The following is a 24,829-nucleotide window of genomic DNA, read 5'->3' on the forward strand; positions in this document are numbered from 1 at the left end:
CTCTCATCCCTGCGGTGCAAAAGCAGCTGACACACATTCAACTCTGCGGCTGTGTATCAATATAATCTACCAGATCCTCTTCATACAATTCCAAAAGTGTTTCTTTTTGTACACTTGCAGCAAAACCTTGTATTTTTAATCCGTTCTTTTTTACATAAGTGATCATATTCTGACATCCATCAGCAAAATCTTCTGTTACATCCATCATTTTTATAATGTCACTATGATCTGCAAGATAAGACAAAAGACTTATATAATGTGTCTCCATGACCTTTTCATCCGTTTCATCAATCATTTCATAAGGATCATGATCATCCAGAAGCGAAAGATACGGGTACTTCTCTCTGTCCCAGTTCATGCTGGAACCCGATGGCTCCGGAACAAAACCTGTGTTTACATTCGTATATGTGTCCGTATATACTGCACACCAGAGATCTCCCAGATCCATATTTTCCTTCTTCGAAAAGGCTGCTGCCCATTGGATGAATTCTTTATAATCTGTAAGTTTATCAAGCGATACATATGCTGTATACCAGTCCGTATCACTGTACTGTTCGATCTCCTCTTTAGATGCCCGGATGCTATCTTTTTTCCGTTCTTTCCCATCTATCTTCGTCTCAGTTCCGTCAGAATTAACTTCCCACGCCTCCCAGGCTTCTTCATCTCCCGGAAGATAAAAACGCCAGCCAGGAACCTTAAGCACATTATTATCATATAACGTAAGTTTTCCCCGGACAAGTTTACCGCTGACAGACGTAAACTTCCCATTTCTGCTTACTGTTTGCGGAATTGTAATATCATACACACCGTACCCCCTGTCAACAGCATTCACCTGATCTCTCCTGTTTCCCGCAAGAAACAATTCTGAATATACAGAAAGATCCAGGCTCATTCTGGTAGTTTTAATATCTGTATTTTCCGAATTCTCCCCGACAACTTCATTTGGATCATAAAATAATGCTGAAACCACTTTCGGAAATATGAAAACCGCTCCCAGGATAACAGCAAGGATAACACAGCCAACCGCTATTCCTGTTTTCAGAAGAGCTCTGCGCACTGCTTTTCGTATTTCTTTTATAAAACGTTCGTTTTCTATTTTCTGTTCTTTATCTGTTCCCGAAAAAACATCCGTTTTCTCCGGTTCCAGATCTTCCAGGCCTGGAATCTCTCCTTCTTCGTAAAGATACTCACTGATCGCATCCTGACGTTCAATATCTGCTGCTATCTTTTTTTTCGTTTCTTCATCCAGCTGACCTTCTTTATATAATTTCAAAAGTTCCCGGTATGTCATAATGTTCACCCTCCTTGCTGCTCCATATATTTTTTCAGTTCCTTTTTTGCTCTGTATGCCAGCACGCGGACATTTTCCGGTGTTATATGAAGAACTGCCGCTATCTCTTTCTGTGAAAGATCTCCAAAATACTGCAGCAAAAGGATCTCTCTTTTTTTCATATCCAATTTTTTCAGAGCCTGATAAAGCTGCAGTTTCCGTTCATTTTCAATCATATTGGCAAGGAGATCTTTTTCCTCATCTGACCTTTTCATTTCTTCTTCAAGAGAAACATTCCTGGAGGCTTTTTCCCTGTAATTAAAAAAAAGATTTCTGGCTACCATATAAAGCCAGGCCCTGATATTTCCATGTTCTTCCGGAAGTGACAACAATGCTTTTAAAAAGGTTTCCTGAGTAAGATCTTCGGCTATATGATGATTTCTGCTAAGAGAATATATGTACAGATATAATTCTCTATGGTATTTTTCATAAACTAATGTCAGCAGTTTCTGTTCCATATTTCTCCCCTTTCTCCTGTCTTCACTTATATAACAGCTATATCGGAAAAATGTTACATCTGCATGCAGTAGAAAAAATATTTTTCTGATGATATACTGTAAACTGCAAAAACTTTCATCAATCTCAGAAAAGGAACTTTTTTATATGCAAAGAATCATTCACTATACCGTCAAAGCCCAGGATTCAGGTCTCACGATCCTTGCATTTCTTAGAAAAAAAGGATTTTCCAAACATATATTAACAACTATGAAGCGGGCAGAACATGCCATTCTCCTTAACGGACTTCCGGCTTTTGGACGAACGATTTTAAAAGAGCAGGATGTTCTTAAGATCCTTGTCCCGGAAGAAGTCGGGCCGGAAGAATCTATTATTCCGGTAAAAATCCATCTGGATATCCTGTACGAAGATGAGGATATCCTGGTTCTTAACAAACCGGCAGATATGCCTGTTCACCCTTCTGCCGGAAATTATGAGAACACTCTGGCAAACGGAGTTGCCTGGTATTATAAACAGCAGGGGAAAACTTTTGTTTACCGCTGCATCAACCGCCTGGACCGCGACACCACAGGAGTTCTTGTACTGGCAAAAAATCCTCTCAGCGGTGCCCTGCTCTCAGCACAGATGAAACAGCGCCAGATCCGGCGCACTTATCTTGCGCTCACAGACGGGATTCCTCCTAAAAAAGGTACTATTTCCGCACCGATCGCCAGAATGGATGATTCCGTAATTACCAGAGAAGTAAATTTTGAGCATGGAGAAACCGCTGTCACCCATTATGAACGGTTGGATGTCAATAATGGATATTCCCTTGTGGAACTTCATCTGGATACCGGACGAACGCATCAGATCCGTGTCCATATGAAATATATCGGATGCCCTCTTCCCGGAGATTTTCTCTACCATCCGGATTTTGACAGGATCAGCCGGCAGGCTCTTCACTCCTTTCAGCTGGAATTTACCCATCCCATAACTGGGAAACCTATGCGTTTTCTGGCACCTGTACCGGAAGATTTCCTGAATGCATTTCATTTTCACTACTGAAAAAAAGCTGTCACAAGTTACAGGCAATCCATTATGACATAAAAACAGCTGTCCTGATCCAGAAGTTTTCACTAAACAGGATAACAGCCCACAGCTATATCCTGTCTCTTCGAAAACATCTTCCGAATCCGAGACAGCTGATTTCTCAGATTTCTTTATTTATTTTTCTCATAGATTACAAGAAGTCCCTTCAGAAGAAGATCCTCATCCAGAATAACGTCTTTCTTACAATGAGAAACGATCTTTTTTGCAAGGCCGCCTGTAGCGATAACCGTTGTTTTCTCACCAATCTCTTCTTCCACACGGTCGATAATTCCATCGATCGCTGCCGCATTGCTGTAAAGCACGCCGCTCTTCATGCACTCGATCGTATTCTTTCCAAGCACATGCTTAGGTGCATCAATACTGATGCCGCTGAGCTGTGAGGCTCTCGCGGTCAAAGCATCCAGAGATATTCCAATTCCCGGCATGATCATGCCGCCAATATACTGCTTCTTACTGTTCACAACAGAAACCGTTGTAGCAGTTCCCATATCGATCACAATAAACGGAACCGGATACTCATTTAATCCTGCCACAGCATTGGCCACAAGGTCAGCACCCAGCTGTCCCGGATTATCCATCATGATATTTAAGCCGGTTTTAACTCCAGGTCCAAGAACCATGACTTCTTTTTTCAGAATTTTTTCCGCTGCCAGTTTTGCAATATTGGTGATCTGTGGAACAACAGATGAGATAATACATCCCTCAATATCCGTTTTCTTAATATGGTAAATGTCTAATACCGTTTTCAGATCCACAGCATATTCCAGCTCTGTCTTGGTACGCACAGTGGAAAGCCTCTCAATGAAATATGTCTTCTTATCATCAATACATCCGACAACAATATTTGTGTTTCCAATATCAATTGCTAAAATCATAATTTTCTTTTCCCGTCTTTTTCAAAAATAATCATGCTTTTTCACGGCCAAGCTGTGCTGCCGGAATCAGGTGTGCTTTGGAAAGTGCTGCTCCCACTGCGCCTGTGATCACTGTAGAAGAGACCATTTCACATACAGCATTGATTCCTACCATCAGACAACAGCCGATGATAATGTTATGACCACCCATCAGATTTTTAACATAATCGGTATTTCCGAACAGTCCTACAAGTGCAGCCATAAAGAACAGAGTGTTCAGAAATGCAGAAAAGAATCCTGTCACTGCACAGGCTACATAGGTATTGCTGACTTTACGCATGCCTTTGAAAATAAATCCAAGGCAGATACCATCCAGAAGTCGCGGTACAAAACGCTGGATAAAGGCAAAAAACGGATTGATACCGAATAACACAACTCCCATGGCACTGGATCCGCCTACGCCAATGCACTGCAGAAAACTCGTGAGGCCGAAGATGGCACCTGCTACTGCTCCGCCGACAGGCCCCAGAACCACTGCACTGATCGATACCGGGATCACATTAAAAGAAATCGCAAGTGGTCCGATATTCAGATACCCAAGCGGTGTATAAGCCATCAGCAGAAGAATTGCCGCCATCAGGCCAAGTAAAGTGAGCTGTGCTGTTGTAAATCTGTTACTTTTCATTTTTTCCTCCTCCTTGTTACCGTTCCATTTCGAAAAAAACTCCAGTTATACAACAAACTAACCGGATATTTTCTATACGGATACAATACGGTGATGGAAAACGGATATGTATTTTTATTTATCCGCTTTACTTAAATACAGGCCGGATATTATTTCTGAATGGTCCGGCCATTTCCGTGTTACGATCCCGCTTATTTTGTAAGTGAGATAATTTTATCCAGGATTTTAAGGGCTGCATCCTCCTTGCTCATAAGCGGGAGTGACACTTCCTCATCCTGTGTAATCAGAGTCAGAACATTAGTATCGCCCTGGAAGCCTGCACCTTCAACCTTCAGGTTGTTGGCTGCTACCATATCCAGGTTCTTTTTCTCAAGTTTGGCTCTGGAATTACCGATCATATTTTTCGTTTCCATGGAAAATCCGCAGAGGAACTGGCCATCTTTTTTATGCTGGCCAAGATATTTCAAAATATCGTCCGTTCTCTCAAGTTCAATGGATGCCTGATCATCATTTTTCTTAACTTTATCTTCACTGACCTGCTTCGGACGGTAATCAGCCACTGCTGCTGCCTTGATGATAATGTCCTGCTGGTCGCTTACCCCTGTCACTGCTTCAAACATATCCCTTGCTGATGTCACAGGAAGTACTTTCACAAAAAGCGGTGGCTCAATTGCAGTAGGTCCGCTTACCAGCGTGACCTCCGCACCGCGAAGCATCGCCATCTTTGCGATCGCATAGCCCATTTTTCCGGAGGAATGGTTTGTCAGGCACCGGACAGGATCAATAGCCTCCTGCGTCGGGCCAGCTGTAACGAGGACCTTTTTCCCTGAAAGATCTTTCTCAAAGGCTACTTCCCTCAGAATATATTCCAGAAGTGTCTCCGGCTCCGGCATCTTGCCTGCACCTGTATCTCCGCAGGCCAGATATCCGCTTGCCGGTGTGATCACTTCATATCCATAATGCTTAAGTTTCCTGATATTGTCCTGCACAATAGAATTCTCGTACATGGCAGTATTCATAGCCGGCGCAAAAAGCTTCTGACATCTGCATGCCATAACAGTTGTTGTAAGCATATCATCGGCAAGACCATTGGCAATCTTTCCAATTACATTGGCACTTGCAGGTGCGATCATCACAACATCTGCTTTCTTTGCAATGGAAACATGCTCCACCTGAAACTGAAAATTCCGGTCAAAAGTATCTACCAGGCATTTATTGCCGGTAAGTGTTTCAAAAGTGATCGGATTGATAAAATTCGTGGCATTCTCTGTCATCAGCACATGAACATCCGCGTGAAGCTTGTGAAGCGCACTGGCCAGATATGCGATCTTGTATGCAGCGATACTTCCTGTGATCCCAAGAAGTACTGTTTTCCCTTTCAGCATCCTTCGTCCTCCTGTCAGTCAACCATGCGGATACTTTCGATCACCGGCTGCTGATCATCTGCTATACTTCCGTTGCTGTCTGTCGGTTTTGCATCCTTGCTGATCCTATCCACAACATCCATTCCTGAAGTTACATGCCCAAATGCTGCATAATCTCCATCCAGATATGTTGAATCAGACTGCACGATAAAAAACTGTGAACTTGCACTGTCTGGATCTGAGCCACGGGCCATGGAAATAGTTCCACGAACATGGGAAATATCATTCTTTACACCATTATTGGTAAACTCTCCCTTGATATCCTCGTTGGCTCCTCCTGTTCCGTCACCATTGGGATCTCCGCCCTGGATCATAAATCCGTCAATAATACGATGGAAAGTCAGTCCGTCATAGAAATTATCCTGAACCAGCTTTACAAAATTAGTTACTGTAATCGGCGCTGTGTCTGCATCAAGTTCCACATCAATCTCACCGTAATCCTTCACTGTGATCTCTGCATGATGAGTTCCTGTAAGCTGTTTGCTGGTGTCGATCACTGTTGTTCCTGCCATGGCTGCATCCTCAGAACCATCAGAAAAATCCTCAGATTCCACAGTATCTGTTTCCTCCTCAGCCTCAGTGTCCTCTTTATCGGACTCAGTACTGTCACTGGCATCTTTGCTTTCTTCCGCTGTGCTGTCTTCTGAGCTGTCCTCTGCTGAATCAGAAAATCCTGCTTTCTCAGCTTCCTCATCAGAAAGTGCCTTGGCTGCTGTTTCGTCATCAACAGCCTTCAGACCTTCTGATGAATCCTCATCCAGCGTCTCTTCCTTCGCATCAGAAGTCGTCTTGTCAGATGAGCTGTCTGCACTTCCGCATCCGGCTAGAACTCCTGCTGTCAGAACTGTTGCAAATAATACGGATAAAACCTTACGTTTCATTATATATCCTCCTTATCAGATCCTGAAAAAGCCATATGTTCTATGCTTTTTCAGATGAGTTTTTCACTCTCCCCCTGTAAGCTTTCCTCAGTTTAACATTATCTTTTCATAAAGTCAACTTTGCGAAAGACTTTGCGTTTTATCTTGTAACTCCCTCACTTCTCTGCTAAAATAAGCATTGGAGTTAAACGGGAAACAGCCTGATATGGCTCCCGTTATTTTTTTCGAAAGAGAGGAATAAAGAAATGGAAAAAATCACAAGTTTTACCATAGACCACATCAAACTTCAGCCCGGCGTATACGTTTCACGTAAAGATCCGGTCGGCGATCAGGTTATCACAACTTTTGATATCCGTATGACCTCCCCAAATGAGGAGCCGGTTATGAACACAGCAGAGCTTCACGCTATGGAACATCTGGCAGCAACTTTTCTCCGCAATCACAGTGAATTCGGCCCGAAAGTGATCTACTGGGGACCAATGGGATGCCGTACAGGTAATTATCTTCTCCTGAATGGTGATTACGAATCCAAAGATATCGTTCCGCTTATGATCGAGATGTTTGAATTTATTCGTGATTTCGAGGGTGAGATTCCCGGTGCATCTGCGAAAGACTGCGGAAACTACCTGGACATGAATCTAGGTATGGCTAAATACCTGGCCAGGAAATATCTGAACGAGGTTCTCTATGACATCAAACCGGATCGTCTGGTATATCCTGAATAATTCAGGAACCCTGATAAATTTTACAAAAAAAGCCCTGTTCTTTGCTTTATACCGGATGAATTTTCTTCCAGATACAAAGAACAGGGTTCTTTTTCATATTTACATTCCGCGCTGTGACTTCTCTATGAGCACATTCTACTGAGCTGCTTCCTCAGTTGTACCAGTATCTGCTGCACCTGTATCAGCAGTTGCTGCACCTACCGGAGGTGTAGTGCTCACATAATCGCCGGAAGCATAACAGGTCTGTCCGTTGTAATCCACACGGATCCAGCCGTTGGCACACACACCAGTACATTTCAGAGACTCACCGGAAAGCACTCCCGCTACAAAATCCGCATCTGCACTGGCATCGGTACGCAAATTCACACCCTCCACTGCATAATAAGTCTCATCCTTCACTTCCACAGTAATTCCGCTTGGTGTCTGCTCTGTAGCAGCGGCAGAATCGGCTGCTGCTGAATCCGCCGCTGCCTCTGCTGTAGGTTCCGGTGTTGCCGTTGCCTTAGGTGCCTTAGTCGGCTCCGGAGTCGGCGTTGCATCTACAACAGTCACTACCGCATCCGTTCCTTCAGTAAATCCACACCCCTGCGCCATAAAAGCCGCACCTAATATTAAAGCCAAAATACATTTTTTCTTCATTATGAATGGTTCCTCCTTATACGCCGACAAAAATATCCAGTATCCGGCATTTCGTACAAAATAACCCTGTTCTTTAATATACATGATTATGGCTTATTATGCAAGTCATCGGAATCTAATGAGGTTATTTTTTCCAGAAGATCTCTGCTCTTTTCTTTTTGGTAAGTGTGAAGCTTAAAATTTTTTAATATATTTATACTTTTCATACAACAATACTCTGCCTGCTGATAGTTTCCCTGAAACAGACGTATCATGGCATTTATATAATGCGATTCCGCAATCCTGAAATCATTTTCTATATATGAATGTCTTTTAATTCTCAATGCTTCGTCTGCCGCTCTTGCTGCCTCTCGCAAATTGCCGTTAATAATTCCCAGATACCATGCTTTAATTGTAAGGAACATTGCTCTTTGCATATCATTATTTCCAAATGCTTCCAACATTTTTAGCAGATGCTCCGCTTCCTGCGTGCGATCAGGATTAATGTCCAGAGACATTAACAGATAGTTATAATATACTGGAAATAACTCTTTTTTTTCATCTTCGTCCATTCGTTCCAAATGAAATTTTGTTATTTCCAAATATTTTATAACGTTTTCGACATTACCCTGTTTAAATTCACACAATGCCAGTTTACTGTAAATGCGGACTTTTATATTTAAAAAATCACTCTCATTCTTCTCATTATCGTTAAATTCCTTAACAATAAAATCCAGGCTTCTGCTATATGAATTATAAGCATTCTTATAATTTTCACTATATAGGAAAGTATCTGCTATACCATTCAAGATTTCAAAAGCTATTTTAGGAGAATTTTTAATCTGTTTGTACACCGAAATCTCCCTGTATATTTCAATAGCTTTATCATAATTCGTCTGCAAAGTTGCAACTCTGGCAAGCGAAACCATGAGACGGCAGCAAAACATTTCATTTGCATCCCGCACTTCATTTGTGAGATTTTTTGAACTGTTCTTTATCTCTTCTACATATTCATATACTTCTTTTTCCAGATGTTTAAATTCATCCTCACTAATATGAATATGCAAACATCCTTCCAGTTTCTGGACAATATCATTATTTTGATGGATCAGAGTTTCTTTCAGTGCTCTTTGCATACTTTTTGTTTTCAAGTAACCGTCTTCTGGCAATATAAACTCACAGTAATTTTTATATTTCAACAGATATTGTTCTTTAAACTCAAAATAGCTATACAGATTAGGAAAATACTCCTGTATATATAACTCCACATATAGTGGAACAATAAAAATGCAATACCTTGTTTTGTTCAAAAAAACATCTCTTCCAAGATTAAATCTTTCCAGCAGATCATTCAATCTTTCCATAGGAAGATTAAAATTTTCAAATACAACTGAATTGTTTTCTCTTGGACTTGCAGCTGATAAATCACCCAAAACAGAACGATATTCTGTCTTTTCCATATTATAAAAAGCCGGATGAAGCCATTCAGAAATGACATCATGCAGAAATTTTAAAATTTCCCATTCGTTTACTGTTAAAAGCACAAAGCCTCTTTCCGAATATTTTATAAAAAGTGCTAATTTCTTTACAGCAAGATCATACTCCAAGTTTTCCCTTCTCCTTCAGAAAATCTTCTACAGTTGGATGTACTCCGCACCATCTTTCACCATTATATTCCAATGCCAGACCTTTTAACAATAACTGCATCATCGTATCGTCCGTTGTCAAAAGCTGTGGATCTCCGTAAATCTGTACAAGCTTCTCGACTTCTTTATCATCCCTTATCAGACGTTCATATCTGCTCTTCAGCTGAGAATAAACATGCTTCGCTTCTTTCATGGTTATCTTCTGTTTTCCGGCAAGCAAAGCATCAAAAGAAGCATTTCGAATCATCTCAAATAAGTCTCTGATTGCTCCACCAGATTTTTCAATCATAAATCGTAACGCATCTGTATCAAATAAAAGTAATTCCGCACGTTTTTCAACAATCTCTGTAAGCGTTTCAATTCCCTTTTCATAAACAGATTTATCAGGCATTCTCACTTTGATCAGACTAAGCATACAGGACAGATCTATATCCTCATTGATCATATTATACTGAGAATTATATGCCATAAATATAGGAAACGTAAGAATCATACGCACCTGCAGATTAAGCCAGATTTTTCTGTATTTTATAAACAGACTTTCCGCTGTATCAAGAGAAAGCTTGTCCAGGTCTTCTACAATAATTACAAGTCCCTTATTCTTTAACCGATTATTGATTCTGGAAATCATTTCATTCATCAATGCAATTAACTGCCCTGCTTTGGGTTCTATTTTCTGACGCATGGTTCTCTTTGACTCGGTGCCAGCCTTTAATATTCCGCCTCCAACGAGAGCAATTTTTTTCAAAAATGATAATTTCGCTGTAAAACCTGCTGATATCTCTGCTGAATCAACTTCAGATTTTTCAATAATCTCCTCACCGTACCAATATTGATATAATTCCTCAATATCCTTTTCATCAAAGTTAAGATCTGGCTTTCCGGTAACATATTTTATAATCTGTGCCATAATGGCAAAAATAAAATCAATATATGTCATGTTACCAGTGTCTACTTCATCCTGAATGCAAAAACTGATCACATCAAACTCCTGCTGTATCTTCTCTTTTAATAAGGATAATTCTGTAGATTTCCCTGATCCTCTATGTCCCATAAACAAAATTTTCATATAAGGATTATTACTATATTCCAGTGCAAGTGACATCAGCTTAACAGCATTTGTTCCTCTGGCCTCATATGTATCTACAAAAAAATCATTTATCTGCTTCTTCTCATTCAATGGATAAGGTTCAAATGCTGCATAAACCTCTTCTATTGTTTTCGCCTTTTTTATCATATACTTCTCCCTGCTCCATAAAATATTCAGCATAGAATTCCTTCTTTCCATTTTAACATTGACAGTATTATATCGCAACAATAATGTATATGTCAGAATTTTCATTCTATGTCAGAATATAAACGCACCCTGCCAGCTTTCACCAGCAGGATTGAATAGAATTTTTACTTATAAAGGTCTTCCAGTGTTATCAGTTGAACCTCACCACGCTCTTGTGCCTGAAAAAGTCCATCTGTGAATCCGCCTTTTGAGAAGATATAGTAATGGTAGTTATTACCTTTTCCGAAAACCAATGCGTAATCCCGAATCAAATCGAGTTCATCTACGCCAATTTTTTCATTTCTGTACTTGCACGAACCGATGATATAGTCCTTACCCTTAACAGGTGTTCCGACGATGTCAATCTGTATCTGCTTTTTCTTCTTCGGGTCTGTCCCCCACCACTGGCCGATTTCACTCAGCTCAATAGGAAGGCTATCCGAACAATAGAGCAGATAATCCTGACACATCTTCTCAAAAATCAGCCCCATATAATCTGGAAAATACTGTTTTACCGCATGTGGGTAGGTCTTTGCAATTCTCCCCGAATCAATGGCACTCATATTGACTGGAACAAACCGATACCAGAACCGGAAGAAGTTATCAGCCAGCAGATAGATGGTTTTCTTATCCATTTTTTCTGTAATCGGTATTTCTTTCTTAGCAATGCCAAGGTCAATCAGTGTTTTTAAATATTTCGATACGACCGAATTCTCCTCGCCAACCTTCATCTTGATATCGTTCATTCGGGAAGCACCTTCTGCAATCGTTTTGATGATTGCGTTATAAATGGCCGGTTCCCGAAGTTCCTGTTTCAGCAGATTTCCCGGCTCCTCATACAGATAGCTGGAGCGATCAAAGAAATTATCTATAGCAATCCTCTTAATTAGTGCAAATACCGCATGCACGAAACCACCCTCTACAATCATTTGTGCTTACAGCTTTTAAGGCCGCTTTTACAGCTTCAGGTAGTTCAGATGCAATACGAATTTTTCTCTTTCTGAGAATGGACTTCATTTTTGACCACATTTTTTCAATTGGGTTTAAATCCGGATTATATGGTGGTAAATACATATAGGAAATACCGGCTTTATCCAAAAGTTCTGTCACTATTTTGGCATGATGAGAACGCATATTATCCATGATTACAACATCGTCTTTTTCAAGGCTCGGTATCAATTGTTCTTTCATATATTCACGAAATCTCTGTGCAGTTGTTCCACCTTGATATGTAGTATATACCAGACTGCCATTCAGACGAATAGATGACAAAACGGTTGTTCCGGCAGGTGTATTTATTGGGGTAGCGTCAATGGCACGTTTCCCATGTACTGCATGTGCATAGTGTCTTGTGAGATTTGTATTAATACCGCTTTCATCCAGATATATTTGATGTTCTGGTTTTGCACCAACTATATTTTCTATCCATGTTTTGCGTTTTATCTGCACATCGGGGACGCTCCTGTTCTTTTGCATGCAAAAACTTTTTCTTATAAGTATAACCTTGTTGGTCCTATGTCAAGAAAAAGTACAAATTAAATACAACCAATTTTCTCTCTTTATGTAATTGTTAACTTGCTAAGCTTGTTACAGATGTTTCCTGCTTTTTTAGATATTGTTCTTCATATTCATTCGGAGATAAATATCCACAATGACTATGAATACGGACTGTGTTGTAGAATGTCTCGATATATTAAAAAATCAATTTATAAGCATGAGTATAATTGAAAATTTTGAAACGATTAATCCACTCTCGTTTTAAAAGGGCATGGAACGATTCTATGCAGGCATTGTCCCAAGGATAAGCTTTCTTGGAATAGCTGTGAATCATTCCTTCCGTTGCCTTGTGGAATACTTCTGATACATATTGACATCCTCTGTCGCAATGAAAAATCAGCGGATTTTCAATATGTCTGGACTGTTTTGCCTTTTCAATACATTTTACTACATGAGATGCCTCCAGCGTCTCACTTAGTACCCAGGAAATGATTTTTCTGGAATATAGATCTATAATACTGGTAAGATATACAAACCCTTCATATGTCCAAATATAAGTGATATCTGAGCACCATACAGCATCTGGATGTTCTGGATTAAATTTTTTATTCAAAATATTTTTCAGTTCCTGGCTTAAATCAGAATCAATGGTTGTTTGAGTATACGGTTTGATCCATTGCGCTTTTATTCCCATTTGACGCATATAATTTCCCACTGTTTTTTCAGCAATAGTTTCTCCAGATTTGCGCAATTCAGCCGCAAATTTAGGAGCACCATAGTTTTGATGTGAATCATCATAAATCTTTTGGATTTTTTCTTTTAAAACGGTTCGACGAATAGACGTGTCCGAAGGAACCCGTTTCTTCCATGCATTATAACCAGATCGTGAAACGTCCAATTTTTTCAGTATCCCGCTGACAGAAACTTGACGTTTCACAGGCAGGCTGTTGATTTCTTCTACATATTTAGATGTAGCAAGCGTAAAGAGTTTTTGTCATTTTCCCAGAATACCGATTGCTTTTTTTAATACTTCAAGTGCATCCTTTGTATCGCGTAATTCTCGTTGCAAACGTGCGATTTCTTTTGCCTCATCACTTGCGTAATTGCCGGAACCACGAGTAGGAACAGTTCCTTCATGTTCCTTTGCTGATTTCATCCAATTCTTTAGTGCTGATTCACTAATTCCAAGATTTTCAGCACACTTACGAAGCGCAATCTCTGGATGCTCCAACCGATATCTTACTGCATCTTCCTTAAACTCTTGTGAATACCTTGTACCTCTTGCCATAACCATTCTCCTCTCTTGATCTATGACTATCATATAATATTTATTGAAAATGGTCATGTTTATTTTGTACTATTTATATTCTAACACCACTCCCATCAATCAAATAAACACTCCCGCTATCAATATCCGTTCATAAACTCTTTCAAATCTTCCAGCGCTTCTCTCTCTTCCATATCCATTTCCTGCCTTTCTGCAAAAGACACCAATGCGTCATGAAACTGATGCACTGACTTTTCGCTATCTAATCTGTTTTTTTCTGATGTTATCTTATTTTTTCCGTACTGATTCCTATTTTAAACCAGTTTTGGTGTAAGTTGCAAATGCTTTAATTTATACGGAACGTGAACCCTATGACAATAAAAATTTTCTCATGAAAACACCTGATTTATCCCCATCTTTCTCACATAATCAATCCACTCATAAATATCCTCAATATCATATAAAGTATTCATATCTTCATCTGTTGCCTTCTTTAGTGCCAATGTCATCAATGCATACTCATTTTCCAACAAAGTATCAAACACTCCCTGATCGTCTGTATTTATTGAAACGCAAATATTTTCTCCAATATTTGTCTCTTTCAGATTCCGGGAATTAAATCTTATAATCGGATGCTCTTCATACTTTCTTATTGTTCCAATTAAGTAATTGGAAGAAGGATTTGTTTCAATGCCAATTCCTTGACGGGCAAGTTCAATAATCATTTTATCCTGTATGCCACGAACTAATTTAATATATTCATCTGTTACCTTAAACTCGATTATTTCATTTCCCTTTTCCCTGACCTTTTTATTGAAATGGTAATAATAGTATAAATCCCTATACCTTTTATTTCTTCTAAGCTTGTTATCCACACGTGGATTAAAACGAAATCGATCAAAATAAACCAATTCTGTTTTTTTCAAAGCTTCGTTAAATTCTTTTTCTTCCAATCTATAGCTCTGAGGATTATCTCCCCTCAGTTTCCAGCTTTGATAATATTCATGTATAGATGGGCAAGAACCATTTCTGATATTATTCTCATAAATTTCCTTGTACAATGATGTATACTCTTCGATCAATTTTGCTTTTAACTTTTCTTCTAATGAATAGCCTAATTCCCCTGACTTACAGTATATCCAGGCAATATCGTCCAGAAGAATTTGTTTTGAAAGAACAACTTTATATCCCTTCATTGCATAATATTTTTCAGGAGATATTCCAAGAGCCAAAGCATGCCCCAGTCTATTACCTCTTCGAAAATTGCAAAACAGCAAAACCTCATCTATGGCCCGTAATCCATCTGTAATGTCAAAAAAATCTTCGCCTACATGATATGTCATTTGAAGATTTTGCACATTCGTACAATTGTGAAAATAAGAGTCATTTTCAATATTCACTCTTTTTGATGTCAGGTAACGATATACCTGTCCAAACACTTCCGGGCGGCACGCAATTTCACTAGAACATGCATCAATCCCCTTAATATGCTGATTAATTTCTCTATTTTTGTCCAACATCGCTACTATACTCCGCGCCTGCCGGGCAGCCATTTTTCGTACATTATTATTTCGTGGCGCTCCATCCATAAATGGTCCGTCAAATAATTTAGGAAAATGCAAAACATATATCAACTTATCATATCCATTATTTATCGGTTCTGACTTTATAATGCGTTCGTAATTTTTTAGACTTTTTATCAACTTAGCAGAACTATTTTTCGGACAAATTCTTGCTTCCAGCGAAAGCATATTCTTCTTTGTCAAAGATTCATTCAGCGCCAATCGTACTAATTCATCTTCATATGGCTTATGGCCTTCAATAAAATATTCTTTCCTATCCTGATAATCTGAAAAATTGGCAAATCCAATCTTTTTATTATTCTGAATTAGTTCTCCCCTGAAATCAGTACGCATAATTAAATACACATAAAATATATTCTTTTGGCGTCTGTTAAATTGCCCTGTCAGAACATGTCTGTAACAACAATATAAAAACTTACGCTCACCAGCCAATAACCTGCAAACATTATCATTATACTTCATCATCTTGTTTTCGAGGGCATAATCCAAAACCTTGCCATCAATTTTAGCTCCGTAAAGATTTCCTGCTATGGCAATCAGGTTTTGAATATCACTTGTTACTTCACGTAATGATATTCCTTTTTCTACTTTTCCCACCAATACTTCAGCCATTTCAAACATATATTTATTTTCTTTCATTAAAAGAAATAAATATACCCTATACAAAGCAGCCCTTAGACATTCTGTATAAAAATCCTCTTTTACGCCTCTCTTATCAAAACTATCATTTCGCTGCATCTGCATTGTTCTGGTTATTTTCCTGAACTCTGCATTTCTTCCAGAAATATGATTCATCAAACATAACCAGTTTAATTCAAAAATTTTTGTAGAACCATTAAGATGGAAATGATTTTCAGCCACTCCCTGTTCCAAAATATTATGTAATCTGCTATCATCGCTTCTAATAATTGGAAGCCAGGCAAAATACTGAGTATTATATCCTTTTTTCCAATCATCAAATGCCAGATACGCACATGTAAAAAAGTCCTGTCCCATCAACAGCGAAATTTCACGCCAACGCAGCAATTGATCAAATTTGCATCTAATCTCATTTCCATCCAGCCGAAGTATCTTATCTGCCAACGAAAACACCAATTGAAACACCCCTATATTTTCGTTTAAGTCATTTTTCCACCAGTCAGTTTGTATTTTCATCTGATCACACATAAACAGATAATTGTTTCTGCGCTCATCATCTGTTGCACATGAAAACACCTCCGCCGAATATCGCATATAAATATCTTGGGCAATCTTACTATAAGAACAATAATCGACCAGTTCATTCTGGCTTTTTATCGCATACATATATGGAATTTTCTGAAATACAATTTCTATATTTCCCCGCTCTATATCCATAATTATTTTTCCTCATTATACTTGCTGCAAAGTTTCACCAAATGTTTATATTCCTCATTCATTTCTTTTGTTATATCTGATTTAGGATTTTCTATCTCATACTCTGCAACTCTTTGGTAATAATCATATAATGACTCACGTATTGTTGTAAAATCAGCATCTTTTTCTTTACTCCTTAATGAATAACATTCCATATTATAAATCATATTTTTCACATTCTTCATAACGTTATCTGGAGATTTATTTATCAAATAGGTAGATACGCTCAATAACGGATCACCGGGAAGAACTATAAAATTTAAAGAATCCATCATTTCTTTCATTCTGTCCTGTTTTTGCTTTTCTTCATATGATACCGATTCTTCTATTCCTCTTTGTACTAATTCCGCGTATAGTTCACTAATATTAATTACTTTCTTTTCTCCATAAGAATCTCTTAATATCAAATTATTAAACTTTTCTTCAAAATCCCTGTTAACATATTCTCTGTAAAAACGCTCTACATTTCTAAAAAAACGATCGACCACAGCTCTTGTCTTCTCACGCTCATCTTTAACACCGCTTTCTTTTGACTGCTTATTTTTCCAACAGTATTCATAGAATCGCATCATCAGATCTATATTGGAAAAAATTGTTCTGAACACTTGAATTTTGTTAAAATTGTCTTTTTCAATCCTATTGATAACTTTTTGAAATTCCTCTTTACTGATTCCTAATATTTCTACATTCAACTTTTTATATAAACTTTCCAGACTGCAAATTCCAACAATATAATTTTCCAAACAAATTTGCAGTGCATTATTCAATCTATAATTGGAAAAAATTATAGATGTGTCATATATATATCTAAATATTGGTGGATTTTCACCATTCCCAGGAAACTCTATACAAACATTAGAAAAAAGTCCCAACAACATCCAGTTAAAAATTTTATATTCTCTTTCTTCGTCATTTACAGTTATCTTTGATATGTAATCCTTTCCATTATCTAGCAGATCATTATTTACATTAAAAGCATTTCCTATCTTTTCAGAAAAAATATTGTATGCACTGATAGTTGAAAAGAAAAACCGACTTCTTCCTCCGGATGTTCCGTCACTTGTATTCGGAAGCATATTATCAAATCCGGGGCCCCATATATAGCCGCCTAAAAAATCTCCCAGTGTCTCATGGTCTTTACTTCTCCGCAATTTATTTAATCTAATCGTATACAAAATCTCAAACATATAAACAAATTTATCATCTATTTTATCAAACATACTATTTTTGTACGTGTTAAACCAATTAAATATCCAAAAAAAGCAATTTTGTCTTTCCATTTGGAAATTTGCTGGAGACAGAATATGTTTCTTATCAGATTTATTATAATTTTTATTCAACCAATAACAGGCTTCTGAGTTCAACTGCAAATATGGTGTTCTTATTAAATTCTGCACCTCTTTATAATTCACCAACCGACAATTCCGTGGAATCCATTCTTTCTCGTAATACTCCGTAAATTTCTCAATATTTTCGTTATAGTCGCTGTCATTTTCAGGAACCTTCATATCCCCCAGAAGAATAATCAAATTTACTGTATCACGCAGATTATCCGGCTGTAACCAATTTAATTTTTCTTCGTTCAATAAAAATCTCATTCCAGTTTTCTCATATATCAACTCCAATAGAGACGCATTCAATGAATTAATCATTTTATCTTCATAAATAATTTCATTATCTTTCTTTTGATAACTAATTTTCGCATTTTCTATATATCTTACATTTGGCAGATAGATTCTTCTTGACTTTGGAATTAATTTTGCTATATAGCGCTCTGCCATGTCTCCGACATCAATCATTGCACCTGCAATTTTTTCCTGATTTTTCAAAACATTACTATAATTTTTTAAATTCTCCTCTTCCACACAAAGCTGTAATTGTTCAACTTTAAGTGCCATTACAATAATTATATCAGGAATAATCAAGTACTTCCGTATCTGTTCAGACATTTTATAGGCATTGACATTGCACATATCCAAGTCATCAATTGCCACTAACAATTTTTTTGAAGCATATCCTGTATCCTCTTTTCCTGATATCATATAGTCCAAATACAAATTCACTAAATTATTAAGATTCTGTTTTAATCGCAGACTTTCTCCCATCTTCGATATTTTTTCTATACTTCCCTCATAATCATATTCCTCTTCCAACATTTTTGCTGGATCATTAATCAATGAAATATCTTTGTATACTTTTTGAAATTCGTTTAATAGTCTTTCTCTTTTGTAATTATCGAACCTTTCCGGACATTCATCATATTTATCAGAAAATTTCCGATATAGAGATGCGATAATAATATCTAAAACGTTATGTACATTATCAAAAGCTGATGGATCAATAACAACAGGTTTTGAAAAAACAGTATTTTTAACATTTTTACACTGTGCAAATATAGTAGAATTATTTTTCACATTCCTATCGGATAACGCATTAATGAATGTAAACATTGCACTACTTTTGCCTTCTCCACGTTCTCCACAGAAAGCAATAATATTATTCTCTGTTTCTACTTTCGCCCAAGTAGCCTGATTGTCATCTTCATCATTTACTACAATATCATCCAACATAGTGGCTGCTTCCAAATACTGATCATAGAATATATCTTGTTCTTCAATCTTCTTTTTAAGACTTAATTTAAATTCTTGTCCTTTAATTACAGTTAATACTTTTTCATCTTTCATAAATCTTATTTCTCTCCTTCATCTTTTTGTACTTTATCATACACTCTCTGTCACTTATATTTATAATTTATAGATGTTCTATTCTTCGTAAGAGATAAATAATTACCCTGTCACGACTTGCAGGGAACCTTAAATGTTTGAGTTTTTATGTTTTTCCGGTCTTGTATTATTTTGACACCACTTTACAACTTTTTCATAAAAAAATATCGTACAGGACTTTCTGATGTATAATGAATTTGACCCAAAACATTACAAAGGGAAGTGACCCTGTACGACAAAAACATTATACAACGAAAAAACACTGATTGGTAGACTTCATAAATATTTTTCAGCATATTTTGAAACTTTTTCAGCCCCAAGTGCTGAAATGCTGTTTCTGTTGATACTCTCAATACTGGCTTTGGACAGTAATCATCACGATAACCACGCCAATTGGGAATGCGGCAACAATACTTACAGACTGAAGATTATTCATAGAACTTTCAGCAAACAGCAGCGCAATCGGCAGCAGAATCAGAAGAACGCACCACATAAGCTGAATTCCCTTATTCGGCTGTTCGCCATCTTCCAGTTTGTGATAGCTATAGCAAGAAGCCGTCAGCGCAATAGAATCAAAGGAAGTTGCATAGAAGGCAATCATCGTCAAAAGCACAACCACCATAATGACCGGTGCGAACGGCATTGTTTTTATAATGCTTACAATCATTCCGTAAAGGTCACCATCAGCCAGATACTGTGCAATAAACTCAGCCTTTCCAGTGACCTGCATTCCCATAGAATAGTTACCAAGTACGATAAAACTCGTCAACGTAGAGCCGACACCAAATACATGAGGTGACAGAGGCTTTGGAGAGTTGAAGAGTATTTGCGGTTGAGAGTATGGCGGTTTTGTAGTCTTGTGTTTCTCGGTATTCTTCAAAAGTATTTTTTACTTTTTCCGCCACATCCGATTCATACACACCAGCCGTGATGAGGAGCTTCCTTACTTTGATTGGATTTAATCCCAGTTCTTCACTAATAGCCTGCAAGGACATCTCAGAATCATAAAGCGCCACAGCATCATCCATCTGCTCTTTCAGATTTTTCCCGGCATCGTACTCTGGCTTCAGTTTCTTCCGCCCACCGCCGGGCTTTCTCGTTTTCTTCATTTTACTCATGCAGCTCCAGTGGCAGTCCGTCCGGATCATGGAAGAAAGTCATCTTCTTACCAGTATAATCATCCACACGAACTGGCTCACATTCAATTCCTACATCCGCCAGTTCCTTCACCGTCTGTTCCACGTTATCAACGCAAAATGCAAGATGACGCAGCCCACAGGCCTCCGGGCGGTTCACACGTTTCGGCGGGTTTTCCTCAGCGAAAATCTCCAGCTCTGTGTGTTCATTGACACGCAGATCCAGCTTCCAGTCCTTACGCTCTGAACGGTAGTTTTCTCTGACGACAGAGAAGCCCAGCTTGTTCACATAGAAATCCTTAGCTGCTTCGTAGTCAGATACGATAATTGCAATGTGATGTATTTTTGATAAGTTCATTTTTGTCACGCTCCGTTTCTTTTAATTTTGTTCTTCTTTTATTCCCGTTACAAACTATACAGTAACCCTCAAAATATACCGTGTGAACTCCTGGAGTTCAGTTTGTCCACACGGCATTTCTTTTTTTCTTGGGTTCCTTGTTTATTTCAGCTTTTCCAGAATCTCCTCTGCGCTCACACCGCTGGCTAATAATCTCTTAACCACACTCTCGGCTTCAGCCTTCTTTGCTTCTTCAGCGGCCTTAGCATCTGCCTTTGCCTTCTTCGCTTCCAGGGATGCCACTTCTTTTTCAGCTTTCTTCAGAGCAGTCTTCTTCTCTTTCAGTGTGTTCTTCTGCTCCTCAATTGCTTTCTGGATGGATGCGATCTCAGCAGTCAAGGAAACAATAGATTCCTGCTTCTCCGCGATCTGAGATGCGTAGTCATTGGTGATATTGGTTTTGGGACGGTTTTTGCTTCCTTTCGTTCTGGGCATGGTGACAACCTCTTTTCTGTTTAAGGTTTAACTCTTGGACAACTCCGTTCAAGTTCTTTCAAAAAATCTTTCATTTGCGAATATTCATCAAAAGTAATAATATCAACCCTGTGTTTATCGCTCAGGAATTCCCTAATTGGGGTAACCTTATCTTTCCTCAGCATAATATAACACCTAGGTAAATCTACACCCCCAGCATTCCAATTCAATGTCATATTCAAGTCACTAATAATATCCTCAAAATGCGGATCGCTTCCACCGTATCCAGCAAAAATCACAGAATTTGTCAGAAAAATAGAATTGATTATAAGTCTAAATCCCGGATTATGTTTCATAATCGCAAGATAATCTTCTTCCGTCAAAACAAATTGATCCAATTTAATATCTGCGATTTTCCCATGTGCATGAATAATTGCGGTTTTTCCTGAATAAATGGCCATGGAAAGATTTTGTTGCTCAGTATAACTATAAGCTCTTGTTAAAAGACTTGTATATCCTTCTAGCTTTGCTGCTTTTTCTAGTAAAGCATCATAATTTGTTGTTATGATGTGTTTATAATTCGTTGCAACAATCGTTTTGTGATATTCACATGGATCTGCCCCATAAAACAAAGCATTGAGTTCATCATCACAAAAATCCGTATTGACTCCATGTGTCTTTACTTCTTTAACCTTTCCTTTTAAGGCGGTTATAGTAGATATTAGATTTTTATCTTTGCTTGCTTTGGCATCAGCAATAATATCTGTAAATTGATAACAGGGCTCAAGGCTTTTATTCAATTCTTCGCATATTTCTATATACTTATCAATAAATCCATCCCAAGCTGGCAACCCTGACTCCACAGATATACCTGAGCCTGCAAATATGGACAATCTTCCCTCAGATAGTGTCTGTTTAATTATTGGCAATGCATCTGCCATTGTATATTGCACAAAGAATCACCTCCAATCAAAATCAGGCACCCCATGTTGCAATATATGCCATCACACAACCAATGTTCCATTTTTCAAGAACTTTCTGATTAACAAGAAATGGATACTTTTTATCGATAATTTTATTAAAAAATTTTGTATAGTTCTTCAAAAAACTAGCCAGATAAGATTTATTAATCTTAGTTTTTGATGCAGAAATAAATGTTAAGTATTCCATAAATTTAATACATTTTTTCTTAAACGAAAAAACAAACTCATCAGTTTCGCCATACTCCAATTCGATAAGTTCTGTCAGTCCTTTACAATACAAAACAAACATGTATGTGTTTTCAAACGAGGCTCCATATGCCTTTTCAGCCCCTTTTTTCTTTTCCATTTTATGGAGTTTCCGAATCATTTTATATCCATTCTTTTTCAGATCTTTATTAGTTTTTACAACAGATTTAAATTTCATCATTTGTCCCTCTATTCAATGTACAAATTTTTAAAGTAGTATTGCTTTAGAACACAATGTTATTAGTTTTTAATCAAATTTCATTTCTCACATCTTCGCCGATCATAAGATCGTTGCCTGCTGCTCACCACGGAGAGGTGTGTGATATTATTTAGTAGAGTAGGTTAGAGGGCTTCGCCCTCTTTCCCCTCATCAAACCGTGCATGAGGTTTTCCCTCACACGGCTTTCCGACATTCTTCTTTCTACAGCATTATGTTACGCCGTAGCCATTCGTTTCAAGCCATTTTTATACAAGCTGTTTTTTACAAAACCCATTCTTGACATACGATTTTGTCTCTGATGTTTCTTGTTGTACCATCTCGTGAATGTACATATAATGTACTGATCAAGTGCCATCATCCATTTATCACTTGTCTTTGTTGTGTAATAGTTCTTCCAACCTGTTATCTTTGGATTCAGATTCTTTATCAAGTCCTCCTCTTGGGCTATCAGTAAATTTCTACTATTCACATTTGATTTTATTGCAGCTTTTATCTTTTTCATTGCCTTTTGGCTTGGGTACTGATAAGTCTCTTGGAACGATTTTCCCTGTTTTGTTTCGGTTGTCATACGTCTATGATGTATTCCAAGAAAATCGAATTCTTCTTCTCCATCCCACATACGTACAATCTTTGTCTTAACAGGGTGTAATTTCAAATCCAGTTTTCCCATGATATACTGCAACAACGACAATGCATGATTTGCACTTTTCTTATTCTTGCAGATAATAACTGTATCATCTGCGTATCTCACGAGGATTCCATGGGTAAATCCATACTTCTCCCATAATCGGTCTAACGTGTTTAGATAAATATTTGCCAGTAATGGTGAAATTACCGACCCCTGGCTTGTGCCGAGTTTACTTATCTCTAATACATTTCCATAGAGGACTCCTGATTTTAGCCATTGTCTTATGAGTTTTAGGATTCTTCTGTCCGAGATTCTCTGTTCCATTAGTGTCATCAGTTTATCCTGATTAACGTTATCAAAGAACTTTTCGATATCAGCATCCACCACATAGTACCCTTTATTATTGCACGCTTTTCTGACTACTTCCAGTGCTTGTTTTGCACTTCGCTTCGGTCTGAATCCATAGGAACATTCCTTAAAATCCGCTTCGAATACGGGTTCTATTGCTATTTTCGTAGCCATCTGCACAATGCGGTCTTTGACACATGGTATTCCCAGTGGTCTCTGGCTTCCGTCTGGCTTTGGTATCATCACTCTTCGGACTGGTAAAGGTTTATATATTCCGCTTTTTAACTCTGACTGGATTTCCGTCAGACATCGGCTTATTCCCTTTTTCTCCATATCTTCGATTGTGATTCCATCAACTCCGCTAGAACCTTTGTTGGCTTTTACTCGTTTCCATGCCTCACACAGAACATCATCCCGATAGACTTTGTCATAGAGTGCATGAAATCTTCTGCTACTGCATTTCTTGGCTGTTAGATATAGTTTATTTTGAAGTTGTCGAACTTTTTCTTTGGAGTTGTTAGTCTGCATGACATTCTCTCACTCTTACCCTCTCTACAAACATGAATGAAGCAGGGAACCTTTCCATAGGCAACGTTATCTTACACAGTCATCATCGGTACTATATTCCCCTCCGACTCCCTCCTGTCATGATTGTGACTTCGCCAAGCTTATACACATCATCTTTACCTTTCGGTGACAGGTAGGGTCTCTCCAGTTCCGAACCACACTTTTCATACATACCGTTTCCCTTATACCGAGGGGTTCTTCCGTGCTGTATTCCAGTATCTACACACGTTCCATGGTTTTCGCCCATGCTCGCAAGGCTCAACTTCCCTTTGTTCTCTTTCGAGACCCTTCTAACGATACGGCAGAATTCACTTTATGTTACGGTCTGCATGATTGTTCGCACCTCTTGTCAAGGTTACTTTATCCACTCGCTTAGCACCCTGTATTACTACAACGCACCGAGTTTAACTACACGGCTCACTGGCGATTACCGTGACCGGA

General features: G+C 38.2%; 24 protein-coding genes and 1 pseudogene. 2 read left to right on the forward strand and 23 right to left on the reverse strand.

Annotated elements, in window-relative coordinates; translation table 11 throughout:
- Positions 1 to 37: 37 nt before the first annotated feature.
- Together AC04Q4_RS04455 and AC04Q4_RS04460 are read right to left on the reverse strand one after the other, a co-directional pair.
- Positions 38 to 1,291 carry an anti sigma factor C-terminal domain-containing protein gene (locus tag AC04Q4_RS04455; RefSeq protein WP_476388574.1) on the reverse strand — a complete coding sequence of 418 codons (1,254 nt, stop codon included), beginning with the start codon at positions 1,289 to 1,291 and terminating at the stop codon, positions 38 to 40.
- A gap of 5 nt (positions 1,292 to 1,296) precedes the next feature.
- Entirely contained in the window at positions 1,297 to 1,788 is a 492-nt protein-coding gene (locus AC04Q4_RS04460) for an RNA polymerase sigma factor (protein WP_173755820.1), read from the reverse strand.
- Between the two features lie 145 nt (positions 1,789 to 1,933).
- Here AC04Q4_RS04460 and AC04Q4_RS04465 point away from each other — a divergent pair, with 145 nt between their 5' ends.
- A complete protein-coding gene (locus AC04Q4_RS04465; RefSeq protein WP_476388575.1) occupies positions 1,934 to 2,830 on the forward strand; it encodes an RluA family pseudouridine synthase in 897 nt (298 codons plus the stop codon).
- A 155-nt stretch (positions 2,831 to 2,985) separates the two neighbouring features.
- Here AC04Q4_RS04465 and AC04Q4_RS04470 read toward each other — a convergent pair whose 3' ends face one another.
- The 4 genes from AC04Q4_RS04470 to AC04Q4_RS04485 form a co-directional block, all read right to left on the reverse strand.
- Positions 2,986 to 3,750, reverse strand: coding sequence for a type III pantothenate kinase (locus AC04Q4_RS04470; protein ID WP_195455255.1), 765 nt, complete (start codon positions 3,748 to 3,750; stop codon positions 2,986 to 2,988).
- A gap of 31 nt (positions 3,751 to 3,781) precedes the next feature.
- Complete coding sequence (locus tag AC04Q4_RS04475) at positions 3,782 to 4,414, reverse strand: ECF transporter S component (RefSeq protein WP_476388576.1); 633 nt, start codon at positions 4,412 to 4,414, stop codon at positions 3,782 to 3,784.
- Between the two features lie 191 nt (positions 4,415 to 4,605).
- The gene (gene coaBC, locus AC04Q4_RS04480; RefSeq protein WP_476388577.1) at positions 4,606 to 5,799 is read right to left on the reverse strand and encodes a bifunctional phosphopantothenoylcysteine decarboxylase/phosphopantothenate--cysteine ligase CoaBC; all 1,194 of its coding nucleotides are present in this window, start codon (positions 5,797 to 5,799) and stop codon (positions 4,606 to 4,608) included.
- Positions 5,800 to 5,813: 14 nt separating this feature from the next.
- Positions 5,814 to 6,392 (reverse strand): peptidylprolyl isomerase, encoded by a 579-nt coding sequence (locus tag AC04Q4_RS04485; protein WP_334297450.1) that lies wholly within the window; start codon positions 6,390 to 6,392, stop codon positions 5,814 to 5,816.
- 572 nt (positions 6,393 to 6,964) lie between these two features.
- Here AC04Q4_RS04485 and AC04Q4_RS04490 point away from each other — a divergent pair.
- Positions 6,965 to 7,444: an S-ribosylhomocysteine lyase gene (locus tag AC04Q4_RS04490; RefSeq protein ID WP_173737738.1), complete on the forward strand. Its 480-nt coding sequence runs from the start codon at positions 6,965 to 6,967 to the stop codon at positions 7,442 to 7,444.
- A gap of 135 nt (positions 7,445 to 7,579) precedes the next feature.
- Here the strand turns inward: AC04Q4_RS04490 and AC04Q4_RS04495 are convergent, their stop codons facing one another.
- The 17 genes and pseudogenes from AC04Q4_RS04495 to ltrA all read right to left on the reverse strand — a co-directional run bounded on the left by AC04Q4_RS04495 (position 7,580) and on the right by ltrA (position 24,349).
- Positions 7,580 to 8,083, reverse strand: coding sequence for an SH3 domain-containing protein (locus AC04Q4_RS04495; protein WP_173737737.1), 504 nt, complete (start codon positions 8,081 to 8,083; stop codon positions 7,580 to 7,582).
- Between the two features lie 86 nt (positions 8,084 to 8,169).
- Positions 8,170 to 9,669, reverse strand: coding sequence for a hypothetical protein (locus AC04Q4_RS04500; RefSeq protein WP_476388578.1), 1,500 nt, complete (start codon positions 9,667 to 9,669; stop codon positions 8,170 to 8,172).
- On the reverse strand, positions 9,659 to 10,978 hold the full coding sequence (locus AC04Q4_RS04505) for a P-loop NTPase fold protein (RefSeq protein WP_476388579.1): 1,320 nt from the start codon (positions 10,976 to 10,978) through the stop codon (positions 9,659 to 9,661). Before AC04Q4_RS04505 ends, AC04Q4_RS04500 begins: the two co-directional genes overlap by 11 nt.
- Positions 10,979 to 11,109: 131 nt before the next feature.
- Complete coding sequence (locus AC04Q4_RS04510) at positions 11,110 to 11,892, reverse strand: DUF234 domain-containing protein (RefSeq protein ID WP_476388580.1); 783 nt, start codon at positions 11,890 to 11,892, stop codon at positions 11,110 to 11,112.
- Positions 11,867 to 12,433: an IS630 family transposase gene (locus AC04Q4_RS04515; protein WP_476388581.1), complete on the reverse strand. Its 567-nt coding sequence runs from the start codon at positions 12,431 to 12,433 to the stop codon at positions 11,867 to 11,869. Before AC04Q4_RS04515 ends, AC04Q4_RS04510 begins: the two co-directional genes overlap by 26 nt.
- 121 nt (positions 12,434 to 12,554) lie before the next feature.
- Positions 12,555 to 12,674, reverse strand: a complete 120-nt coding sequence (locus tag AC04Q4_RS04520; protein ID WP_476389081.1) for a hypothetical protein — start codon at positions 12,672 to 12,674, stop codon at positions 12,555 to 12,557.
- 3 nt (positions 12,675 to 12,677) lie between these two features.
- The gene (locus AC04Q4_RS04525) at positions 12,678 to 13,418 is read right to left on the reverse strand and encodes an IS3 family transposase (RefSeq protein ID WP_476388582.1); all 741 of its coding nucleotides are present in this window, start codon (positions 13,416 to 13,418) and stop codon (positions 12,678 to 12,680) included.
- A gap of 57 nt (positions 13,419 to 13,475) precedes the next feature.
- Positions 13,476 to 13,769, reverse strand: a complete 294-nt coding sequence (locus tag AC04Q4_RS04530; RefSeq protein ID WP_156555006.1) for a transposase — start codon at positions 13,767 to 13,769, stop codon at positions 13,476 to 13,478.
- A gap of 368 nt (positions 13,770 to 14,137) precedes the next feature.
- A complete protein-coding gene (locus AC04Q4_RS04535) occupies positions 14,138 to 16,687 on the reverse strand; it encodes a hypothetical protein (protein ID WP_476388583.1) in 2,550 nt (849 codons plus the stop codon).
- 2 nt (positions 16,688 to 16,689) lie between these two features.
- Positions 16,690 to 19,410, reverse strand: coding sequence for a hypothetical protein (locus AC04Q4_RS04540; protein WP_476388584.1), 2,721 nt, complete (start codon positions 19,408 to 19,410; stop codon positions 16,690 to 16,692).
- 388 nt (positions 19,411 to 19,798) lie between these two features.
- A pseudogene (locus tag AC04Q4_RS04545) lies at positions 19,799 to 20,251 on the reverse strand (BCCT family transporter); the annotation flags it as partial.
- Complete coding sequence (locus AC04Q4_RS04550) at positions 20,193 to 20,558, reverse strand: hypothetical protein (protein ID WP_476388585.1); 366 nt, start codon at positions 20,556 to 20,558, stop codon at positions 20,193 to 20,195. The gene AC04Q4_RS04550 and the pseudogene AC04Q4_RS04545, both read right to left, overlap by 59 nt.
- A gap of 1 nt (position 20,559) precedes the next feature.
- A complete protein-coding gene (gene gloA2 / locus AC04Q4_RS04555; protein WP_270378475.1) occupies positions 20,560 to 20,943 on the reverse strand; it encodes an SMU1112c/YaeR family gloxylase I-like metalloprotein in 384 nt (127 codons plus the stop codon).
- Between the two features lie 141 nt (positions 20,944 to 21,084).
- On the reverse strand, positions 21,085 to 21,417 hold the full coding sequence (locus tag AC04Q4_RS04560) for a hypothetical protein (RefSeq protein ID WP_476388586.1): 333 nt from the start codon (positions 21,415 to 21,417) through the stop codon (positions 21,085 to 21,087).
- A gap of 20 nt (positions 21,418 to 21,437) precedes the next feature.
- Positions 21,438 to 22,349, reverse strand: coding sequence for an SIR2 family protein (locus tag AC04Q4_RS04565; protein ID WP_476388587.1), 912 nt, complete (start codon positions 22,347 to 22,349; stop codon positions 21,438 to 21,440).
- Between the two features lie 22 nt (positions 22,350 to 22,371).
- Positions 22,372 to 22,806, reverse strand: a complete 435-nt coding sequence (locus tag AC04Q4_RS04570; RefSeq protein WP_476388588.1) for a hypothetical protein — start codon at positions 22,804 to 22,806, stop codon at positions 22,372 to 22,374.
- Between the two features lie 253 nt (positions 22,807 to 23,059).
- Positions 23,060 to 24,349 carry a group II intron reverse transcriptase/maturase gene (gene ltrA / locus AC04Q4_RS04575; RefSeq protein ID WP_476388589.1) on the reverse strand — a complete coding sequence of 430 codons (1,290 nt, stop codon included), beginning with the start codon at positions 24,347 to 24,349 and terminating at the stop codon, positions 23,060 to 23,062.
- Positions 24,350 to 24,829: the final 480 nt, after the last annotated feature.

Source organism: Blautia sp. HA8986 (genome assembly GCF_056504635.1).